The 21,754-nt window shown below is 52.1% G+C and carries 20 protein-coding genes and 1 tRNA gene; 17 read left to right on the forward strand and 4 right to left on the reverse strand.

Going from position 1 to position 21,754, the window contains the following annotated elements; translation table 11 throughout:
• Positions 1-76: transfer RNA gene (locus OGY01_RS16785), tRNA-Gly, on the forward strand.
• A 269-nt stretch (positions 77-345) separates the two neighbouring features.
• On the opposite strand, the gene queG is transcribed toward OGY01_RS16785, so the two are convergent.
• Positions 346-1,485 (reverse strand): tRNA epoxyqueuosine(34) reductase QueG, encoded by a 1,140-nt coding sequence (gene queG / locus OGY01_RS16790; protein WP_045438931.1) that lies wholly within the window; start codon positions 1,483-1,485, stop codon positions 346-348.
• Between queG and nnr the strand changes: the two genes are divergently transcribed.
• From nnr to OGY01_RS16865, 15 genes are all read left to right on the forward strand, one after another.
• The gene (gene nnr, locus OGY01_RS16795) at positions 1,484-3,031 is read left to right on the forward strand and encodes a bifunctional ADP-dependent NAD(P)H-hydrate dehydratase/NAD(P)H-hydrate epimerase (RefSeq protein ID WP_284096896.1); all 1,548 of its coding nucleotides are present in this window, start codon (positions 1,484-1,486) and stop codon (positions 3,029-3,031) included. The two genes, queG and nnr, sit on opposite strands and share 2 nt — an antisense overlap.
• The gene (tsaE, locus tag OGY01_RS16800; RefSeq protein WP_045438937.1) at positions 3,003-3,464 is read left to right on the forward strand and encodes a tRNA (adenosine(37)-N6)-threonylcarbamoyltransferase complex ATPase subunit type 1 TsaE; all 462 of its coding nucleotides are present in this window, start codon (positions 3,003-3,005) and stop codon (positions 3,462-3,464) included. Before nnr ends, tsaE begins: the two co-directional genes overlap by 29 nt.
• Before the next feature lie 16 nt (positions 3,465-3,480).
• Positions 3,481-4,809 (forward strand): N-acetylmuramoyl-L-alanine amidase AmiB, encoded by a 1,329-nt coding sequence (gene amiB / locus OGY01_RS16805; protein WP_136345328.1) that lies wholly within the window; start codon positions 3,481-3,483, stop codon positions 4,807-4,809.
• Between the two features lie 9 nt (positions 4,810-4,818).
• Complete coding sequence (mutL, locus tag OGY01_RS16810) at positions 4,819-6,681, forward strand: DNA mismatch repair endonuclease MutL (protein WP_200012434.1); 1,863 nt, start codon at positions 4,819-4,821, stop codon at positions 6,679-6,681.
• Positions 6,674-7,624 carry a tRNA (adenosine(37)-N6)-dimethylallyltransferase MiaA gene (gene miaA / locus OGY01_RS16815; protein WP_048222323.1) on the forward strand — a complete coding sequence of 317 codons (951 nt, stop codon included), beginning with the start codon at positions 6,674-6,676 and terminating at the stop codon, positions 7,622-7,624. Before mutL ends, miaA begins: the two co-directional genes overlap by 8 nt.
• 84 nt (positions 7,625-7,708) lie before the next feature.
• Complete coding sequence (gene hfq / locus OGY01_RS16820; RefSeq protein WP_045438949.1) at positions 7,709-8,017, forward strand: RNA chaperone Hfq; 309 nt, start codon at positions 7,709-7,711, stop codon at positions 8,015-8,017.
• Positions 8,018-8,090: 73 nt separating this feature from the next.
• Positions 8,091-9,371 (forward strand): ribosome rescue GTPase HflX, encoded by a 1,281-nt coding sequence (gene hflX, locus OGY01_RS16825; RefSeq protein WP_045438953.1) that lies wholly within the window; start codon positions 8,091-8,093, stop codon positions 9,369-9,371.
• A 126-nt stretch (positions 9,372-9,497) separates the two neighbouring features.
• A complete protein-coding gene (gene hflK / locus OGY01_RS16830; RefSeq protein WP_048222322.1) occupies positions 9,498-10,751 on the forward strand; it encodes an FtsH protease activity modulator HflK in 1,254 nt (417 codons plus the stop codon).
• A gap of 2 nt (positions 10,752-10,753) precedes the next feature.
• Positions 10,754-11,758 carry a protease modulator HflC gene (gene hflC, locus OGY01_RS16835; protein ID WP_045438957.1) on the forward strand — a complete coding sequence of 335 codons (1,005 nt, stop codon included), beginning with the start codon at positions 10,754-10,756 and terminating at the stop codon, positions 11,756-11,758.
• 81 nt (positions 11,759-11,839) lie between these two features.
• Positions 11,840-12,037, forward strand: a complete 198-nt coding sequence (locus OGY01_RS16840; protein ID WP_003025602.1) for a DUF2065 domain-containing protein — start codon at positions 11,840-11,842, stop codon at positions 12,035-12,037.
• 102 nt (positions 12,038-12,139) lie between these two features.
• The gene (gene purA, locus OGY01_RS16845) at positions 12,140-13,438 is read left to right on the forward strand and encodes an adenylosuccinate synthase (RefSeq protein WP_045438961.1); all 1,299 of its coding nucleotides are present in this window, start codon (positions 12,140-12,142) and stop codon (positions 13,436-13,438) included.
• A 232-nt stretch (positions 13,439-13,670) separates the two neighbouring features.
• Positions 13,671-14,096 (forward strand): nitric oxide-sensing transcriptional repressor NsrR, encoded by a 426-nt coding sequence (gene nsrR, locus OGY01_RS16850; RefSeq protein ID WP_045438964.1) that lies wholly within the window; start codon positions 13,671-13,673, stop codon positions 14,094-14,096.
• 38 nt (positions 14,097-14,134) lie between these two features.
• Positions 14,135-16,597 (forward strand): ribonuclease R, encoded by a 2,463-nt coding sequence (gene rnr / locus OGY01_RS16855; RefSeq protein WP_045438967.1) that lies wholly within the window; start codon positions 14,135-14,137, stop codon positions 16,595-16,597.
• A gap of 72 nt (positions 16,598-16,669) precedes the next feature.
• On the forward strand, positions 16,670-17,401 hold the full coding sequence (rlmB, locus tag OGY01_RS16860) for a 23S rRNA (guanosine(2251)-2'-O)-methyltransferase RlmB (RefSeq protein WP_045438969.1): 732 nt from the start codon (positions 16,670-16,672) through the stop codon (positions 17,399-17,401).
• Between the two features lie 121 nt (positions 17,402-17,522).
• Positions 17,523-19,145, forward strand: coding sequence for an isovaleryl-CoA dehydrogenase (locus tag OGY01_RS16865; RefSeq protein WP_286493410.1), 1,623 nt, complete (start codon positions 17,523-17,525; stop codon positions 19,143-19,145).
• A gap of 93 nt (positions 19,146-19,238) precedes the next feature.
• Here OGY01_RS16865 and yjfN read toward each other — a convergent pair whose 3' ends face one another.
• Together yjfN and bsmA are read right to left on the reverse strand one after the other, a co-directional pair.
• The gene (gene yjfN / locus OGY01_RS16870) at positions 19,239-19,514 is read right to left on the reverse strand and encodes a DUF1471 family protease activator YjfN (protein WP_136345327.1); all 276 of its coding nucleotides are present in this window, start codon (positions 19,512-19,514) and stop codon (positions 19,239-19,241) included.
• A 147-nt stretch (positions 19,515-19,661) separates the two neighbouring features.
• A complete protein-coding gene (gene bsmA, locus OGY01_RS16875) occupies positions 19,662-19,991 on the reverse strand; it encodes a biofilm peroxide resistance protein BsmA (protein ID WP_071828881.1) in 330 nt (109 codons plus the stop codon).
• A gap of 181 nt (positions 19,992-20,172) precedes the next feature.
• Here bsmA and yjfP point away from each other — a divergent pair, with 181 nt between their 5' ends.
• On the forward strand, positions 20,173-20,922 hold the full coding sequence (gene yjfP / locus OGY01_RS16880) for an esterase (RefSeq protein WP_286493411.1): 750 nt from the start codon (positions 20,173-20,175) through the stop codon (positions 20,920-20,922).
• On the opposite strand, the gene ulaR is transcribed toward yjfP, so the two are convergent.
• Positions 20,919-21,674: an HTH-type transcriptional regulator UlaR gene (ulaR, locus tag OGY01_RS16885; protein WP_045438991.1), complete on the reverse strand. Its 756-nt coding sequence runs from the start codon at positions 21,672-21,674 to the stop codon at positions 20,919-20,921. The genes yjfP and ulaR overlap by 4 nt on opposite strands.
• Positions 21,675-21,754 lie beyond the last annotated feature (80 nt).

Below are 21,754 nucleotides of genomic sequence, written 5' to 3' on the forward strand. Positions count from 1 at the left end.
GCGGGAATAGCTCAGTTGGTAGAGCACGACCTTGCCAAGGTCGGGGTCGCGAGTTCGAGTCTCGTTTCCCGCTCCAAATTCTTATCTCAATAAACATATCCACAACGAATTATCGCGTTGGGGCTGTTTTCTTTTGTCTTTGACATACTCTTGTAAACAGACTTATCCACAGGTTCGGATATTATTCCTGGAATGCAAAAAACTTAGCCGGGTGAATAGTATCTTTGTAATTAATTGAATACGTTGAATTAATTATCATTTCAAACTGTTAATGCGATCACTTGACGATTTTTTCCCTCTTGAATATCAATGTGTTTTTATTTTTATACACAAGCTGTGGATGACTTAAGCGTCACGTGGCAAGCCTTTTTCAATGACCCTGACCAGGCGCTGCTTCTTCGGCAGTTGCACTTCAACCACGCAGGCATTTCGCTTCTCAATTTGCTGCGCAATCGCCCATTCTATGTGCTCATCGAGAAGTGGGTGCTCACCTCGGCGATTTTCCAGCGCATTGATAACAGCCCCATCCCAGGGGGCATTACCCAGCGCGACGGCGATATTTCGTAGCCAGCGCAAGTGACCAATACGACGAATGGCAGAACCTTCTGTGACTTTTAAAAACCACGCTTCGCTCCAGCTAAACAGTTCAATTAACTCTGGGGCGTGGAGTTGTTTGCGTGGGCTAAAGTCGTCTTCTACGGTTAACTGCGAATAGCGATTCCAGGGACAAATGAGCTGGCAGTCATCGCAGCCATAGATCCTATTTCCCAGCAGTGGGCGAAATTCTTGCGGAATTGCACCCTCCAGCTCAATGGTGAGATAAGAAATGCAGCGACGGGCATCTACGGTGTACGGCTCAACGATCGCACCAGTCGGGCAGATGGTCATGCAGGCGACACACTTCCCACATCCTTCTTCTGCTGGCAGATCCACTGGCAAAGGTAAATCAACCAGTAACTCACCCAAAAAGAAAAATGAACCGGCTTCACGGTTAAGGATAAGTGAGTGCTTACCTGTCCATCCAAGCCCGGCTTTTTCCGCCAGTGGACGCTCAAGAATAGGCGCAGAATCAACAAAAGGTCTAAAATTCAGCGAAACACAGTGTTGCTGAATCATCTCTCCCAGTTTTTTTAAGCGGTTACGCAGTAGTTTATGGTAGTCACGCCCCAGTGCGTATCGACTGACGTAGCCCAGGGTCGGATTCTTTAAGGTGCTGGCAAAGGCCGCGTTGGCAGGGAGATAGTTCATTCGTACGCTAATGACGCGTAAAGTCCCGGGCAATAACTCCTGGGGACGAGCACGCATCATGCCGTGACGGGCCATCCAGTCCATCTCGCCGTGATAGTGTTTATCCAGCCATGCCTGCAGTTTGGGTTCGGCTTCGCTAAGGTTGGTATCGGCAATACCGACCTGCTGAAAGCCAAGTTCCAGCCCCCACTGCTTAATATTTTGCGCTAACTGATTGAGATCGAGGGGCTCTGACATGACGGACCATACAATGAAGAAAAACCTCGCAAGTATACCACACTCCATCTGGCACGCCGATGACATCAAGAGAGCGGAACGTGAGGCTGCAGACAGTCTTGGGCTGACTCTTTATGAACTGATGCTACGAGCGGGAGAGGCAACATTTAAGGTTACCTGCGACGCGTACCCGGACTCCCGGCACTGGCTGGTGCTCTGTGGCCACGGAAATAATGGTGGGGATGGCTATGTGGTCGCAAGGCTTGCCAAAGCGGTGGGTATTAACGTCACATTACTGGCGCAGGAGAGTGACAAGCCTCTCCCTGAAGAGGCGCAGCAGGCGCGTGACGCCTGGCTGAATGCAGGGGGCGTTATCCATGCTCCAGATATTATCTGGCCGGAAAAGGTGGATGTCATTATTGATGGGCTGCTCGGTACCGGCTTACAACATGCACCGCGCGCCCCTCTGGCTGCATTGATCGAATTGGCTAATTCGCACCCTGCTCCCGTGGTGGCGATAGATATTCCGTCCGGTCTGCTGGCGCAGACAGGAGCGACGCCAGGTGCGGTGATGCGTGCCGCGCATACCGTCACTTTTATTGCGTTAAAACCGGGACTGTTAACCGGTAAAGCGCGTGATGTCACTGGGCATCTTCATTTTAATGCTCTTGGGCTGGAGACCTGGCTTGCAGGGCAGGAAGTGCCTGTTCAGCGTTTTGATGCTTCGCAACTTGCCCACTGGTTAACGCCGCGCCGACCGACATCGCATAAAGGCTCCCACGGGCGACTGGTGATTATTGGTGGCGACCATGGCACTGCTGGTGCAATACGTATGGCCGGTGAAGCCGCACTTCGCGCAGGTGCCGGGCTGGTTAAAGTTCTGACCCGCAGCGAAAACATTGCGCCAATCCTGACTGCCCGTCCGGAGTTGATGGTGGATACGCTAACGCCGCATGCGCTGGAGGAAAATCTGGAATGGGCGGATGTGGTGGTCATTGGTCCTGGGCTTGGGCAGCAGGAGTGGGGCAAAAAAGCGCTGCAAAAAGTGGAGAATTTTCGTAAACCAATGCTCTGGGACGCTGATGCGCTTAACCTGCTGGCAATCAACCCCGATAAACGTCACAATCGCGTGATCACGCCGCATCCAGGTGAGGCCGCGCGACTACTGGGCTGTTCCATAGCAGAAATTGAAGACGATCGCTTACTTTCTGCACAACGTCTGGTAAAACGGTACGGAGGTGTAGTGGTGCTGAAAGGTGCGGGTACGGTTGTGGCCTCCGAACAAAATGCGTTGGGTATTATTGATGCCGGCAATGCAGGAATGGCCAGCGGCGGTATGGGCGATGTGCTCTCCGGTATTATTGGTGCATTGCTCGGACAGAAGCTTACCCCGTATGATGCAGCGTGTGCAGGATGTGTCGCGCACGGTGCGGCGGCGGATGTGCTGGCAGCGCGTTTTGGAACTCGCGGCATGCTGGCGACAGATCTCTTTACCACGCTACAGCGTATTGTTAACCCTGATGTGATTGACGTTTATCATGATGAATCGAGTAATTCCGCTACCTGATGAACAGGCGACTTTAGACCTGGGACTGCGGGTAGCCAACGCCTGTGACGGCGCAACTGTTATTTATTTGTACGGCGATCTGGGTGCGGGTAAAACCACCTTTAGCCGGGGATTCCTGCAGGCGTTGGGTCACAAAGGCAATGTAAAAAGCCCCACCTACACACTGGTTGAACCCTATTCACTCGATAACCTGATGGTGTATCACTTCGATCTGTATCGACTTGCGGACCCGGAAGAATTGGAGTTTATGGGGATCCGAGATTATTTTGCCAATGATGCAATTTGCCTGGTGGAATGGCCGCAACAAGGTAAAGGTGTGCTTCCTGACCCGGACGTCGAAATACACATTGAGTACCAGGCGCAAGGTCGGGAGGCGCGCGTAAGTGCCGTCTCCTCATCGGGTGATTTATTGCTGGCGCGTTTAGCCGATTAATCTTAAGGGTGGCGGGATGATTTATCGCATCAGAAACTGGCTGATGGCAACCCTGGTCCTGCTGTGCGCGCAGGCAGGAGCCGCCAGCCTCTCGGATCTTCAGGTTTCCAACGGTGACCAACAGGCGCGGATCACGTTAAGTTTTATTGGCGATCCTGAATACAGCGTATCGCAGGACGGGAAACGAACTGTCGCGCTGGATATCAAACAATCCGGTGTGATTCAGGGATTACCGCTGCTGTTTAGTGGCAATAATCTGGTGAAGGCGATCCGCTCCGGCACGCCGAATGACGCGCAGTCTCTGCGGCTGGTCGTCGATTTAACCGAAAACGGGAAAGCTGAAGCCGTGAAACGGCAAAACGGTGGTAACTATACTGTCGTGTTTACGATCAAAGCCGATGCTCCACCGCCTCCACCTCCACCAGTGGTCGTGAAGCGTGTTGAAGCGCCGGTTGTTGCCCCGCGTTCGGTTGAGCCTGCACGCAATCCGTTTAAAACGGAAAGCAATCGTACAACTGCCGTGACCAACAGCAATACGGTCACGCGACCTGCCGCCCGGGCGACCAACAACAATGGCGATAAAGTCGTTATCGCTATCGATGCAGGACACGGTGGGCAAGATCCCGGCGCTATCGGGCCTGGCGGTACGCGGGAGAAAAACGTCACTATCGCGGTTGCGCGTAAGCTGCGTAGCTTGCTGAATGACGACCCGATGTTTAAAGGCGTGCTTACCCGTGATGGCGATTACTTCATTTCGGTGATGGGGCGTTCTGACGTCGCTCGTAAACAAAATGCCAATTTCCTGGTCTCTATTCATGCGGATGCTGCACCAAACCGGGATGCCACCGGCGCTTCCGTGTGGGTACTGTCAAACCGTCGTGCCAACAGTGAAATGGCCGGCTGGCTGGAACAGCATGAGAAGCAATCTGAGCTGTTGGGTGGTGCGGGGGATGTGCTGGCAAACAGTCAGTCCGATCCGTACTTAAGCCAGGCGGTGCTGGACCTGCAGTTCGGTCATTCACAGCGCGTAGGGTATGATGTGGCGACCAGTATGATCGGCCAGTTAGAGCGTATTGGTTCGATGCACAAACGTCGACCAGAGCACGCCAGCCTTGGCGTATTACGCTCGCCTGATATCCCGTCAGTACTGGTTGAAACCGGTTTTATCAGTAACAACAGTGAAGAGCGCCTGCTGGCGAGCGATGATTATCAGCAGCAACTGGCAGAGGCGATTTATAAAGGGTTGCGTAACTACTTCCTGGCGCACCCTATGCAAACGGGGCCGCAGGGCGCACCGTCACAAACAGCCAGCGCTGTATCACCGGGTGATACGTTAACAAATTAAGGATTAGCCATGCCGATTCAGGTTCTACCGCCACAGCTGGCGAACCAGATTGCCGCAGGTGAGGTGGTAGAACGGCCTGCGTCGGTAGTAAAAGAACTGGTGGAAAACAGCCTTGATGCGGGTGCTACACGTATTGATATTGATATCGAACGCGGTGGTGCAAAGCTTATCCGCATTCGTGACAATGGCTGTGGTATCAAAAAAGACGAGCTGGCGCTGGCGCTGGCTCGCCATGCCACCAGTAAAATAGCCTCACTTGACGATCTCGAGGCTATCGTTAGTCTCGGGTTTCGCGGGGAGGCGCTGGCAAGTATCAGCTCTGTCTCACGTTTAACCCTGACGTCCCGTACACAAGAACAACCCGAAGCCTGGCAGGCGTATGCTGAAGGGCGCGATATGGACGTGACGGTTAAACCTGCTGCGCATCCGGTGGGTACTACGCTGGAAGTGCTGGATTTGTTCTACAACACGCCAGCGCGGCGCAAGTTCATGCGCACCGAGAAAACCGAGTTTAATCATATTGACGAAATCATCCGACGCATTGCGCTGGCGCGTTTTGACGTGACGATTAATTTGTCACACAACGGTAAAATAATGCGCCAGTACCGCGCGGTGACAGCCGATGGGCAAAAAGAGCGTCGACTGGGCGCTATTTGTGGCACGCCATTTCTGGAGCAGGCGCTGGCTATTGAGTGGCAGCATGGCGATTTGACGTTGCGGGGCTGGGTAGCTGACCCGAATCACACCACTGCGGCATTGGCAGAAATTCAGTACTGCTACGTGAATGGTCGTATGATGCGTGACCGGCTGATTAACCACGCTATCCGCCAGGCCTGCGAAGACAAGTTAGGGGCCGATCAACAACCCGCATTTGTCTTGTATCTGGAAATTGATCCGCATCAGGTGGATGTAAATGTGCATCCTGCCAAACATGAAGTCCGCTTCCATCAGTCCCGCCTGGTGCATGATTTTATCTATCAGGGGGTGCTGAGCGTACTGCAACAACAGCTTGAAACATCGCTTCCGTTGGAGGGTGATGAAGATCCTCTACCAAGGCATATCCCGGAAAACCGGGTTGCGGCGGGACGTAATCACTTTGCAGAACCTGCGCCAGCACGTGAACCCACTACGCCGCGTTATTCCGTATCGGCAGGGAGTGGTGGCGGTCGCCAGGCATCTGCCAGTTGGCCGCATGCTCAGCCTGGGTATCAAAAGCAACAGGGTGAAGTTTACCAACAACTACTTCAGACACCTGCTCCGGTTCCAACGCACAAATCCGCTGTACCCAACGTGGCAGAGTCTTCTCTTGCCGGACACAGCCAAAGTTTTGGCCGAGTCCTGACAATCGTCGGTGCAGACTGCGCGTTACTCGAATGCGACGGACATATCCGGCTGTTGGCGCTACCGGTAGCTGAACGTTGGTTGCGTCAGGCGCAGTTGACGCCGGGACAGGGACCTGTTTGTGCTCAGCCATTGCTGATCCCGTTGCGTTTGAAAGTGACCGCAGATGAAAAGGCGGCTTTGCAAAAAGCGCAAAGCCAGTTGGCGGATTTGGGCATTGAATTTCAGTTGGATGCGCAGCATGTGACCATCCGAGCAGTGCCTTTACCCTTACGCCAACAAAATTTACAAATCTTGATTCCTGAACTGATAGGCTACCTGGCGCAGCAGTCCGTATTCGAACATGGCAACATTGCACAGTGGATTGCGCGTAACCTGATGAGTGAACATCCGCAGTGGAGCATGGCTCAGGCTATTACGCTGTTGGCGGATGTTGAGCGGCTCTGTCCGCAGCTTGTGAAGGCGCCGCCGGGTGGTCTGTTACAACCTGTTGATTTACATTCGGTAATGAACGCCCTGAAACATGAGTGATATCAGTAAGGCGAGCCTGCCAAAGGCAATTTTTTTAATGGGGCCAACGGCCTCTGGTAAAACGGCATTAGCAATTGAATTGCGTAAAGTTTTGCCTGTAGAGTTGATAAGCGTTGATTCCGCCCTTATTTACAAGGGGATGGATATCGGTACCGCCAAGCCCGATGCTGAAGAGCTAAAGGCTGCACCGCACCGATTGCTGGATATTCGCGATCCGGCACAGGCGTATTCTGCTGCGGATTTTCGTCGAGATGCGCTAGCCGAGATGGCTGATATTACTGCAGCGGGGCGTATCCCGCTGTTAGTAGGCGGCACAATGTTATATTTCAAAGCCTTGCTTGAGGGGTTGTCGCCGTTACCGTCGGCGGATCCGGAGGTCAGGGCCAGAATTGAACAGCAGGCGGCAGAGCTTGGGTGGGACGCGTTACATCGGCAGCTTCAGGAGATTGATCCTGTTGCCGCAGCGCGGATTCATCCAAATGATCCGCAAAGACTTTCCCGGGCACTGGAAGTTTTTTTCATTTCGGGTAAAACTTTAACGGAGCTGACGCAAACGTCAGGAGATGCTTTGCCGTATCAGGTGCATCAGTTTGCTATCGCCCCGGCGAGCCGTGAACTGCTCCATCAGCGAATTGAGCAGCGTTTTCATCAGATGTTAGCTTCAGGTTTTGAAGCAGAAGTCCGGGCGCTTTTTGCCCGAGGAGATTTGCATACGGATTTGCCTTCCATTCGTTGTGTTGGGTATCGCCAGATGTGGTCATACATTGAAGGTGAAATCTCATATGATGAAATGGTTTATAGAGGTGTTTGCGCCACGAGGCAGTTGGCGAAGCGGCAGGTAACCTGGTTGCGTGGTTGGGATGGGGTGCACTGGCTTGACAGTGAAAAGCCTGACCAGGCGCGAAACGAAGTATTACAGGTTGTTGGTGCTATCGCGAACTGAATGTGTACAATTGAAACGTATCGTGCGCAATTTTTCAGAATCGAAAGGTTCAAAGTACAAATAAGCATATAAGGAAAAGAGAGAATGGCTAAGGGGCAATCTTTACAAGATCCGTTCCTGAACGCACTGCGTCGGGAACGTGTTCCAGTTTCTATTTATTTGGTGAATGGTATTAAGCTGCAAGGTCAAATCGAGTCTTTTGATCAGTTCGTGATCCTGTTGAAAAACACGGTCAGCCAGATGGTTTATAAGCACGCGATTTCTACTGTTGTCCCGTCTCGCCCGGTTTCTCATCACAGCAATAACGCCACCGGCGGCACCAGCAGTAACTACCATCACGGTAGCAACGCGCAGGGTTCATCTGCGCAACAGGACAGCGAAGAAACCGAATAAGGTTTTGGCTGTTTTACACACGGGGAGCCAGAGATCCTGCGTTCCCCGTTGATATATATTAAGGGGTTGACGCTTGTTTGACCGTTATGATGCCGGTGAGCAGGCGGTACTGGTACACATCTATTTTTCGCAAGACAAAGATATGGAAGATCTCCAGGAGTTTGAATCTCTGGTTTCTTCCGCCGGTGTCGAAGCAATGCAGGTGATTACCGGGAGCCGTAAAGCACCGCACCCGAAGTTTTTTGTTGGTGAAGGTAAGGCAATCGAAATTGCGGAAGCCGTGAAAGCGACAGGCGCTGCGGTGGTGATTTTTGATCATGCTCTAAGCCCTGCCCAGGAACGTAACCTGGAACAGTTATGCCAGTGTCTTGTCATCGACAGGACTGGCCTCATTTTAGATATTTTTGCCCAGCGTGCACGTACCCATGAGGGTAAGTTGCAGGTTGAACTGGCGCAGTTGCGTCATATGGCTACACGCCTGGTCCGTGGCTGGACTCACCTTGAAAGGCAAAAGGGCGGTATTGGTTTGCGTGGTCCGGGTGAAACCCAGCTCGAAACCGACCGTCGTTTGCTGCGTAATCGCATTTTGCAGATACAGTCGCGCCTGGAAAAAGTTGAAAAGCAACGTGAGCAGGGGCGGCAGTCGCGCAAGAAAGCGGATGTCCCAACCGTATCACTGGTGGGATATACCAACGCCGGAAAATCCACCTTGTTCAACCAGATAACCGAAGCCCGGGTCTACGCAGCAGATCAACTGTTTGCGACCCTGGATCCTACACTACGTCGTATAGACGTAGCGGATGTCGGTGAAACTGTGCTGGCGGATACCGTCGGGTTTATACGTCATTTGCCGCACGACCTGGTGGCGGCGTTTAAAGCCACCTTGCAGGAGACGCGTCAGGCGACATTGCTGCTGCACGTTATTGATGCGGCAGATTTCCGTGTGCAGGAAAATATTCAGGCTGTGGATACGGTTCTCGAAGAGATCGACGCGCACGAGATCCCGACCCTGCTGGTGATGAATAAAATCGATATGCTGGATGATTTTGAACCGCGTATCGACAGAGATGAAGAGAATAAACCAATCCGCGTTTGGGTTTCTGCGCAAACTGGCATTGGTATACCACAACTTTTTCAGGCTTTGACAGAGCGGCTTTCCGGTGAGGTTGCGCAGCATACGTTGCGTTTACCGCCGCAGGAAGGGCGTCTGAGAAGCCGGTTTTACCAACTTCAGGCAATAGAAAAAGAGTGGATGGAGGAGGATGGCAGCGTAGGTCTGCAAGTTCGTATGCCGATCGTTGACTGGCGTCGCCTCTGTAAACAAGAACCGACCCTGGCAGATTACATCGTCTGACCGGGAGGAAATGCCTGGGGATTTTTTGCCCAATACTCATCGAATTTTGGGTTGCAGGAAGGCGGTAACGCTCCTGTAGTGCAAAAAACGGGGTATATCACCGCATAACAAATATGGAGCACAAACATGGCGTGGAATCAGCCCGGTAATAACGGACAAGACCGCGACCCCTGGGGAAGCAGCAAACCTGGCGGCAACCCTGAGGGAAATGGAAACAAAGGTGGTCGTGAGCAGGGACCTCCCGATCTTGATGATATCTTCCGCAAACTGAGTAAAAAACTCGGTGGTCTGGGTGGCGGTAAAGGTACAGGTTCTGGTGGCGGTAGTTCATCGCAAGGCCCGCGTCCACAACTGGGAGGACGGGTCTTTACTATCGCAGCAGCGGCAATTGTCATTATCTGGGCAGCCAGCGGTTTCTATACCATTAAAGAAGCGGAGCGCGGCGTGGTGACACGCTTCGGTAAATTCAGCCATCTGGTTGAGCCGGGTCTGAACTGGAAACCGACATTTATCGACGAAGTTACTCCGGTAAACGTCGAAGCTGTGCGTGAGCTTGCTGCATCCGGCGTGATGCTGACATCTGACGAAAACGTCGTGCGCGTTGAAATGAACGTGCAGTACCGTGTTACCGATCCGCAGCGTTACCTGTTTAGCGTAACCAGTGCTGATGACAGTCTGCGCCAGGCTACCGACAGCGCCTTACGTGGGGTTATCGGTAAATACACCATGGATCGTATTCTGACCGAAGGGCGTACTGTTATTCGTAGCGACACCCAGCGTGAACTGGAAGAGACCATCCGTCCATACAACATGGGTATTACTCTGCTGGACGTCAACTTCCAGGCTGCACGTCCGCCGGAAGAGGTGAAAGCCGCGTTTGACGATGCCATCGCAGCACGTGAAAACGAGCAGCAATACATCCGTGAAGCTGAAGCGTACACCAACGAAGTTCAGCCACGCGCAAATGGTCAGGCGCAGCGTATTCTTGAAGAAGCGCGTGCATATAAAACGCGAACCATCCTGGAAGCACAGGGTGAAGTGGCTCGCTTTGCAAAAATTCTGCCGGAATATAAAGCCGCACCGCAAATTACTCGCGAGCGTCTGTATATTGAAACCATGGAAAAAGTGCTGAGCCATACCCGCAAAGTACTGGTTAACGATAAGGGCGGCAATCTGATGGTTCTGCCGTTAGATCAGATGCTTAAAGGCGGAAATGCGCCAGCAGCAAAATCTGACAGCAGCTCAAACCTGTTGCGTCTGCCACCGGCATCAACCTCCAGTACTGGAGCAAGCAGCACTTCGTCCACCAGTCAGGGTGATATTATGGACCAACGCCGCGCGAACGCGCAGCGTAACGACTACCAGCGTCAGGGGGAATAACGATGCGTAAGTCAGTTATTGCGATTATTATCATCGTTCTGGTAGTTCTGTTCATGTCTGTCTTTGTCGTCAAAGAAGGCGAGCGCGGTATTACGCTGCGCTTTGGTAAAGTTCTGCGCGACGATGACAACAAGCCGCTGGTTTTTGCACCGGGTTTGCACTTTAAGATCCCGTTTATTGAATCAGTGAAAATGCTTGATGCGCGTATTCAGACCATGGACAACCAGGCCGATCGCTTTGTTACCAAAGAGAAGAAAGACCTGATCGTTGATTCCTACATTAAATGGCGTATCAGCGATTTTAGCCGTTACTACCTGGCAACAGGCGGTGGTGATGTTTCTCAGGCAGAAGTTCTGTTGAAACGTAAGTTCTCTGACCGTCTGCGTTCTGAAATCGGTCGTCTGGATGTAAAAGACATCGTTACCGATTCTCGTGGTCGTCTGACCCTGGAAGTCCGTGACGCGCTGAACTCCGGATCTGCTGGCACGGAAGATGAAGTAGCGACCCCTGCGGCGGATAGTGCAATTGCCGAAGCAGCTGAACGTGTTCAGGCTGAAACGAACGGTAAAGTACCGGTCATCAACCCGAACAGTATGGCGGCGTTGGGTATCGAAGTGGTCGACGTGCGTATCAAGCAAATCAACCTGCCGGCCGAAGTGTCCGAGGCTATCTACAACCGTATGCGCGCTGAGCGTGAAGCGGTAGCGCGTCGCCATCGTTCACAAGGTCAGGAAGAAGCGGAAAAACTGCGCGCAACAGCGGACTATGAAGTTACTAAAACGCTGGCAGAATCTGAGCGCCAGGGCCGTATTATGCGTGGTGAAGGTGATGCGGAGGCCGCTAAACTGTTTGCCGACGCATTTAGTCAGGATCCTGACTTCTACGCCTTCATCCGTAGCCTGCGTGCTTACGAGAAGAGCTTCGAAGGTAATCAGGACGTGATGATTATGAGTCCGGACAGCGATTTCTTCCGTTACATGAAGACACCGAATTCCGCGACACGCTAAAATAGCCCAGCGGTTTTAGACCAGTAAAACCACCGGCGTCCTCAGGGATGCGGTGGTTTTCTTTTTATATAAGGACAGCGGATGAACTCAACAATTTTGCTGGCGCTCGCGCTGGTTTTGGTGCTGGAAGGTCTTGGTCCGATGCTGTATCCCAGTGCCTGGAAGAAAATGATCTCTGCGATGGCACAACTGCCGGAAAATATTTTACGTCGTTTTGGCGGCGGTCTTGTGGTTGCGGGCGTTGTGGTCTACTACATGTTGAGGAAAACGATTGGCTGATTAATAAGTAGACTAATTTACGAATTTTTGGATGCAAAAAGTGCTGTATATCTGAAAAAGCGGTGGTAGAATCCATTTTTAAGCAAACGGTGATTTTGAAAAATGGGTAACAACGTCGTCGTACTGGGCACCCAATGGGGTGACGAAGGTAAAGGGAAGATCGTCGATCTTCTGACTGAACGGGCTAAATATGTTGTGCGCTACCAGGGTGGTCACAACGCAGGCCATACTCTCGTAATCAACGGTGAAAAAACCGTCCTCCATCTTATTCCATCAGGTATTCTTCGCGAGAATGTCATCAGCATCATCGGTAACGGTGTTGTGCTGTCTCCGTCCGCGCTGATGAAAGAGATGAAAGGACTGGAAGATCGTGGTATCCCTGTCCGTGAGCGCCTGCTGCTGTCTGAAGCTTGTCCTCTGATCCTTGATTATCATGTCGCGTTGGATAACGCACGTGAGAAAGCGCGTGGCGCGAAAGCGATCGGCACCACCGGTCGTGGCATCGGTCCGGCTTATGAAGACAAAGTAGCTCGTCGCGGTCTGCGCGTTGGCGATCTGTTTGATAAAGCAACCTTCGCTGAAAAACTGAAAGAAGTGATGGAATATCACAACTTCCAGCTGGTGAATTTCTATAAAGTTGAAGCAGTTGACTACCAAAAAGTGCTGGATGATGTGATGGCGATTGCCGACATCCTGACCTCTATGGTTGTTGATGTTTCCGATCTGCTGGACCAGGCGCGTAAACGTGGCGATTTTGTCATGTTCGAAGGTGCGCAGGGTACACTGCTGGATATCGACCATGGTACCTATCCGTACGTAACCTCCTCCAACACCACTGCTGGTGGCGTGGCAACTGGCTCCGGCCTGGGCCCACGTTATGTGGACTACGTGCTGGGTATCATTAAAGCCTACTCTACTCGTGTAGGTGCAGGTCCGTTCCCGACTGAACTGTTTGATGATGTCGGCGAGTTCCTGTGCAAGCAGGGTAACGAATATGGCGCGACCACGGGTCGTCGTCGTCGTACCGGCTGGCTGGACTCCGTTGCTGTGCGTCGCGCAGTACAGATTAACTCCCTGTCTGGCTTCTGCCTGACCAAACTGGACGTACTGGACGGTTTGAAAGAGGTGAAAATCTGTGTGGCGTACCGTATGCCGGATGGACGTGAAGTCACGACAACCCCGCTGGCAGCAGACGACTGGAAAGGTATCGAGCCGATTTACGAAACCATGCCTGGCTGGTCTGAATCTACCTTTGGTGTGAAAGAACGTAGTGGTCTGCCGCAGGCTGCTCTGAACTACATCAAGCGTATTGAAGAACTGACCGGTGTACCAATTGATATTATCTCAACTGGTCCAGACCGTACTGAAACTATGATCCTGCGCGACCCGTTCGACGCATAATTATGGTTGTTGCATAGCGCCTGTGGCGCTATGCTTGTCGGGCCTACAGTGAGTGGGCATTTGTAGGCCGGATAAGGCGTTTTACGCTGGTATCCGGCTTAAAATCTTGTAAGTTCCTCGCTTTTTTCCTTCCCGAACTGAAATAAATTAGCGACCTGGCTGGTGGCTGGTTTATCATCAATATAATTAATACTACCAGGCTTATCCGTTTTCCCTTTTTCCTGAGGTTGATGTGCAGTTAACAAGTTTCACCGATTACGGATTACGTGCGCTAATCTACATGGCGTCGCTTCCCGAAGGACGTATGACCAGTATTTCTGAGGTGACAGAAGTCTACGGCGTGTCCCGTAATCATATGGTCAAAATAATCAATCAGCTTAGCCGGGCGGGCTTCGTTACTGCTATTCGAGGAAAAAACGGCGGTATCCGCCTGGGCAAACCAGCTAAGGCTATTGGTATTGGCGATGTGGTTCGCGAGCTGGAACCTTTATCGCTGGTCAACTGTAGCAGCGAGTTTTGCCACATAACCCCTGCCTGTCGACTCAAACAGGCGCTTTCTAAAGCAGTGCAAAGTTTTCTGACGGAACTGGACAACTACACACTTGCCGATTTGGTTGAAAATAATCAACCGCTTTATAAATTATTGCTGGTGGAGTGACGAAAATCTTCATCAGAGATGACAACGGAGGAACCGAGATGTCACATGATCCTTTCCAGGAACGCGAAGCTGAAAAATACGCGAACCCTATCCCGAGCCGGGAATTTATCCTCGAACATTTAACCAAACGTGAAAAACCGGCCAACCGCGATGAGCTGGCTGTTGAACTCAACATTGAAGGTGAAGAGCAGTTAGAAGCGCTACGTCGCCGTCTGCGCGCTATGGAGCGTGATGGGCAACTGGTCTTCACTCGCCGTCAGTGCTATGCGCTGCCGGAACGTCTTGACCTGCTGAAAGGTACCGTTATTGGCCACCGTGATGGCTACGGCTTTCTGCGCGTTGAAGGACGTAAAGACGACCTGTACCTCTCCAGCGAACAGATGAAAACCTGCATCCATGGCGATCAGGTTCTGGCACAGCCGCTGGGCGCGGATCGTAAAGGCCGTCGCGAGGCACGTATTGTGCGCATACTGGTGCCAAAAACCAGCCAGATTGTCGGTCGCTACTTCACCGACGCCGGCGTAGGGTTTGTGGTACCAGATGATAGCCGCCTGAGCTTCGATATCCTTATCCCACCTGAAGAGGTAATGGGCGCCCGCATGGGATTTGTGGTAGTGGTTGAACTTACCCAGCGCCCAACCCGACGCACCAAAGCGGTAGGTAAAATTGTTGAAGTGTTGGGCGATAACATGGGCACTAGCATGGCCGTTGATATGGCTTTGCGTACTCATGAAATCCCTTATATCTGGCCGCAGGCGGTAGAGAAGCAGGTCGCCGGGCTTAAAGAGGAAGTACCGGAAGAGGCCAAAATTGGCCGCGTTGACCTGCGTGATTTACCGCTGGTGACAATTGACGGTGAAGATGCGCGTGACTTCGATGATGCCGTTTATTGTGAGAAGAAACGCGGTGGCGGCTGGCGTTTATGGGTGGCTATCGCTGACGTAAGCTATTATGTTCGACCACCAACACCGCTGGACCAGGAAGCTCGCAATCGTGGTACGTCCGTCTACTTCCCGTCGCAGGTCGTACCGATGCTGCCGGAAGTGCTTTCCAATGGCTTGTGTTCGCTGAACCCGCAGGTGGATCGTCTGTGCATGGTGTGCGAAATGACCATTTCGTCGAAAGGTCGTTTAACCGGCTTTAAATTCTACGAAGCGGTAATGAGCTCCCATGCTCGTTTGACCTACACCAAAGTCTGGCACATGCTGCAGGGCGATCAGGAGCTGCGTGAGCAATACGCGCCGCTGGTTAAACACATTGAAGAGCTGCACAATCTGTACAAAGTGCTGGATAAAGCCCGTGAAGAACGTGGCGGTATCTCGTTTGAAAGTGAAGAAGCCAAATTTATCTTCAACGCCGAACGCCGCATTGAACGTATTGAACAGACCCAGCGTAATGACGCGCACAAACTGATTGAAGAGTGCATGATTATGGCTAACATCTCAGCGGCACGATTCGTTGAGAAAGCCAAAGAGCCTGCACTGTTCCGTATCCACGACAAGCCGACCACTGAAGCGATCACGTCCTTCCGTTCCGTACTGGCAGAGCTGGGACTGGAACTGCCTGGTGGTAACAAACCAGAGCCACGTGATTATGCCGAGTTGCTGGAATCAATTGCCGACAGACCTGACGCGGAAATGCTGCAAACTATGCTGCTGCGTTCAATGAAGCAGGCGATTTACGATCCAGAAAACCGCGGACACTTTGGTCTGGCGCTGCAGTCTTATGCACACTTTACCTCACCGATTCGTCGCTATCCGGATCTGTCTTTGCACCGTGCAATTAAGTATTTGCTGGCACAGGAGCAGGGCCACAAAGGTAACACCACGGAAACGGGGGGCTACCATTATTCGATGGAAGAGATGTTGCAACTGGGCCAGCACTGTTCCATGGCGGAGCGCCGCGCTGACGAAGCTACGCGGGACGTTTCTGACTGGCTGAAGTGCGACTTTATGCTGGATCAGGTCGGTAATGTCTTTAAAGGCGTGATTGCCAGCGTGACCGGTTTTGGTTTCTTTGTTCGTCTTGATGAGCTGTTTATTGACGGTCTGGTGCATGTCTCCTCACTGGATAATGACTATTACCGCTTTGATCAGGTTGGACAACGCCTGACGGGGGAATCCAGCGGTCAGATGTATCGCCTGGGCGATCGTGTGGAAGTTCGTGTGGAAGCCGTCAACATGGACGAGCGTAAAATCGACTTTAGCCTGATCTCCAGTGAACGCGCACCGCGTAATGAGGGTAAAACCGCGCGCGAAAAAGCGAAAAAAGGTGATGCAGGTAAAAACACCGGCAGACGTCGCCAGATGGGCAAAAAGGTGAATTTCGAGCCGGATAGTGCTTTCCGTGGCGAGAAGAAAGGCAGAGCTAAACCTCAGGCGGATAAAAAAGCGACTGAGAAAAAAGGCGACAAAAAAGCGAAAAAGCCATCGGCGAAAACGCTTAAAATCGCTGCTGCCACCAAAGCTAAACGCGCGGCGAAAAAGAAAGTCGCGGAATAACGGCCATAAACCGTAAGCCGGGTGAGCTAAGTACTGCCCGGCATTACACATAAACTATTAACGAGTACATTCATGAGTGAAATGATTTACGGCATCCATGCGGTGCAGGCTCTGCTGGAGCGTGCGCCTGAGCGCTTTCAGGACGTCTTTATTCTCAAAGGTCGTGAAGATAAACGCCTGCTGCCGCTGATCCATGCTCTGGAAGCGCAGGGCGTTGTCATCCAGTTGGCTAACCGCCAGTTTCTGGATGAGAAAAGTGAGGGTGCGGTACATCAGGGTATTATTGCCCGCGTGAAGCCGGGCCGGCAGTATCAGGAAAACGATCTGCCGGATCTGATCGCCTCTCTCGATCAGCCGTTTTTTTTGATCCTGGATGGCGTTACCGATCCGCATAACCTGGGCGCTTGCTTGCGAAGCGCAGACGCGGCTGGTGTGCATGCTGTTATCGTCCCGAAAGATCGTTCTGCGCAGTTGAATGCGACGGCGAAAAAAGTCGCCTGTGGCGCGGCAGAAAGCGTGCCACTGATCCGTGTGACCAACCTGGCGCGCACGATGCGTATGCTGCAGGAAGAGAACATCTGGATTGTTGGGACGGCAGGTGAAGCTGACCACACTCTGTATCAGAGCAAAATGACTGGCCGCCTGGCGCTGGTCATGGGAGCTGAAGGTGAAGGTATGCGTCGTCTGACTCGCGAACACTGTGATGAGCTGATCAGTATTCCGATGGCTGGTAGCGTCTCATCGTTGAACGTCTCCGTTGCAACGGGGATCTGCCTGTTTGAGGCCGTTCGTCAGCGCGGGTAACTGAGCTCTCCATTTCCATCAAGCCATCCTCCGGGATGGCTTTTTTGTGACCGCTATCCCAGGCACCCTCTTCTGTGAGTGACCATACTTATGGTCACTGCCATTGACGGAGGGAAACACAATGCACTGGCAAACGCATACCGTTTTTAACCAACCTGTACCGCTCAATAACAGCAATTTATACCTGTCCGATGGTGCACTGTGTGAAGCGGTGAATCGTGAGGGGGCTGGCTGGGACAGCGATCTTCTTGCCAGTATTGGCCAGCAATTAGGAACGGCGGAATCGCTCGAACTGGGACGATTGGCCAACGCTTATCCGCCAGAACTATTGCGATACGATCCGCAGGGGCAGCGACTGGATGACGTGCGTTTTCATCCCGCCTGGCATTTACTGATGCAGGGGCTGTGTGCCAACCGGGTACATAATCTTGCCTGGGAAGAAGATGCAAGACAGGGGACATTTGTTGCCCGGGCCGCACGTTTTATGCTGCATGCGCAGGTGGAGGCTGGCACGTTATGCCCTGTTACCATGACGTTTGCCGCCACGCCGCTGTTACTTGATATGTTACCCCCACAATTTCATGACTGGTTCACACCGCTATGCAGCGATCGTTATGATTCACATCTGCTGCCCGGCGGGCAAAAGCGCGGTCTACTGATTGGCATGGGAATGACGGAGAAACAGGGGGGATCAGATGTGCTGAGCAATACCACTCAGGCAGACCGCCTTGAGGATGGCACGTATCGGCTAGTTGGGCATAAATGGTTTTTCTCCGTACCGCAAAGCGATGCTCATCTGGTGCTGGCACAGGCTAAAGGAGGGTTGTCCTGCTTCTTTGTCCCGCGATTTTTACCTGATGGGCGGCGTAACGCTATCCGTCTTGAACGGCTGAAGGATAAGTTAGGCAACCGCTCTAACGCCAGTTGCGAAGTTGAATTTCAGGATGCGATTGGCTGGCTACTGGGCGAGGAGGGGGAAGGCGTTCGTCATATCCTGAAAATGGGTGGTATGACACGTTTTGACTGTGCGCTTGGTAGCCACAGTATGATGCGGCGCGCCTTTTCCGTGGCAATTTATCATGCACATCAGCGGCAGGTATTTGGCAAACCACTGATTGAGCAGCCGATGATGCGACAGGTATTGAGCCGGATGGCCCTCCAGTTGGAAGGCCACACGGCGTTGCTGTTTCGGCTGGCGCGAGCCTGGGATCGTCGCAACGATGTGAAAGAAGCACTGTGGGCCAGATTATTTACGCCAGCGGCAAAGTTCGCCATCTGTAAAAGCGGTATGCCATTCGTTGCAGAGGCCATGGAAGTGCTTGGTGGCACGGGGTATTGTGAGGAGAGTGAACTGCCGCGTTTGTACCGCGAGATGCCGGTAAACAGTATCTGGGAAGGATCCGGGAACATTATGTGCCTCGATGTATTGCGAGTGTTAACGAAACAACCGGGTATGTACGATATGCTCAGTGAAGCTTTTGCTGAAGTAAAAGGGCAAGACCGACATTACGACAGAATGGTACGTCAGCTACAACAGCACTTACGTAAACCCAGTGAGGAGCTGGGACGGGAGATTACGCAGCAGCTTTTCCTGCTCGGCTGTGGGGCGCAGATGTTGCGCTATGCCTCTCCGCCAGTGGCGCAGGCCTGGTGTCAGATGATGTTGGATACGCGTGGTGGTCGGCGTTTGTCTGAACAGGTGCAGAATGACTTGTTATTACGGGCTACGGGTGGCTTGTGTTAATGACTTGCCTGGCGGCTGTGCAGGAGGATCTTATCAGGCCTACACTCTTACTTTCGATGTAGGCCAGATAAGTGAGCGACACCTGGCAGTATGCTATGCATAGAGTATGGCCTGTACACGCCAGTTATCAGGCTGTTGTTCTTCATACATTTGAATGATCCGATACCATGAGGCACCTTGTTCATCCGCTTTTAACGCCACAACGCGTTCCACATCCTGTGGATTTCCTGCAATGTTGCTGACAGAGATCAGTCCTATTTCGTTCAGACCCGTGACACAGTCAGCACTGGCGAACTCGGCAGGCTGTGCCGTGGTATCCACCAGTCCGGCAGAAAGCAGCAGTGAGGATAAGGCAAGTGATTGTTTCATCGTCAGCTCCATTATTCGTACCCCTACACGTGGCAGGGCATTCCATCGCGATAATAAACCTCAAGCTCCCTGCTGTTGGTTTATTGTGCACAGGTAAACGCATAGGGGCGCAAAGCAATGTAAAGCTGACTAAATTTCAATCCCGTGTTATTTACGATATAAAATGGCTTGTGAATACCATTGGCCCGTTACCACGGTTTCATCAACCAGTAATACAACGTAATAATCAGCTTTAGCCGCGGCAGCTTTGGCACGAATCTCTGCCAGCGCATCATCTGGAGAGCCTCTCACCAGCGCATTGACGGTCCCCATTCGCTGTAACCCCTGGCTCTGGTCACGGCGGATTTCTTGCGGATGGTCTGCGACAGGTGGCGCGGGTTGTGGCGTCCCCTGTAGCACGCTACAGGCGCTTAAAAACATAACCAGCATCAAAGAGGCAAACCGACGCATAACTCTATCTCGTTTCCTGATAGCCATAGTGTAGTGCCTTATTAATTTCCCTTTAGGGGAATGTTCCCGAAATGTTATCTCTCGCGCGATTTTCGAATGAAAATGTTGCGAAAGCGTAACCTAGTTCTCAACATTATGAATCATTGCCGAACACATTCACTTGCGTTAAGTATTTCTCCATGGCATACCGGAAAGAAAGAGGCGACAAATGATAGAAATTGAAACACGGCAACTGGCTGGTATTCCTGTCCTGCACGCATTTCCTGCTGGTCAACACGACCTTACACTTCCCTGCATTATCTTTTATCACGGGTTCACTTCTTCCAGCCTGGTTTACAGCTATTTTGCCGTCGCTCTGGCACAGGCCGGGTTCCGGGTTGTTATGCCCGAAGCACCCGATCATGGTGCGCGGTTCAGTGGTGATACGCAGGGTAGAATGTACCGCTTCTGGCAGATTTTGCAGCAAAACATGCAGGAATTTACGGCGTTACGTGCGGCGCTGGTGGCAGAGAATTGGATATTAGATGAACGTCTTGCTATCGCGGGCGCCTCAATGGGTGGTATGACGGCACTGGGTATTATGGCGCGATATCCCGAGGTTAAATGTGCAGCCAACCTGATGGGTTCGGGCTATTTTACCCACCTTGCCCATACGCTTTTTCCACCTTTATTCGTGCAGACGCCAGAGCAGCAGACGGAGTTCGATACGATAATAGCTCCGCTCGCTGAGTGGGATGTGACGCATCAGTTGGACCGACTGGCCGACAGACCGCTTTTATTGTGGCATGGACAGGATGACGATGTGGTCCCGGCCGTTGAAACCTTCCGCTTACAACAGGCGTTGATTCAGGCAGGTCTGGATAAAAATCTGACCTGCCTGTGGGAAGCTGGCGTGCGCCACCGTATCACGCCAGAAGCGCTGGCAGCGACGGTATCATTTTTCCGCCAACATCTCTAAACGCGCAAAATGTTTACACCCTGCGCTTCGAGCTGTTGCAAGATCTCAGGGTTCGCATTTTTACCGGTAATCAGCATATCGATTTGATCGGCACGGCTGAATAACATACCTGCACGTTCACCCACTTTACTGCTATCGACCAGTACTACCAGTTTGCCGACTACGCTAAGCATCTTCTGTTCTGCCATCGCGGTCAGCATGTCAGTTTTATACAGCCCGTCAGCGGTAAGTCCTTTGCCGCTGGTAAACATCCAGTGCCCGGCGTACAGGCTATTCTCGCTGCCCTGCGGGCTAAGTGTGATGGACTGGCTCTTGTTATATTGCCCGCCCATGATGATTACGCTCTCATGCTCCTGGTCGATCAGATAATTTGCCAGAGGCAGATAATTAGTAATGATCTGCACCGGCTTGCCACACATTTCCCGCCCAAGCAGGAATGCAGTGGATCCACAGTTGATCACCACGCTTTCGCCTGGATTGATCAGTTGTGACGCTGCCTTGGCTATGCGTACCTTCTCGTCATGATTCTGTGCCTGGTGCAGATTCATCGGCGTCCAGCGTGGCCGCTGTTGAGTAATGGCTTCTGCGCCGTTACGAACTTTTTTAAGCTTGCCGTTTTCGTCAAGTTTGTTGATATCCCGACGTGCCGTGGCGGGTGAGATTCCTAAGCGTTCTACGACATTTTCAACGGTCACAAAGCCCAGCTGTGCCAGCATATCGAGTAGAATTTGATGTCTTTGTGCTTCAGTCATGAGCTATTCCGATACAAAATGATTTTTTAAGATGATATTTGAAATAGCCTGAAAATACTAAAGTAAATATAGAAAAATGC

The organism is Citrobacter sp. Cm038, from assembly GCF_030333105.1.
Taxonomy (GTDB): Bacteria; Pseudomonadota; Gammaproteobacteria; order Enterobacterales; family Enterobacteriaceae; genus Citrobacter; species Citrobacter murliniae.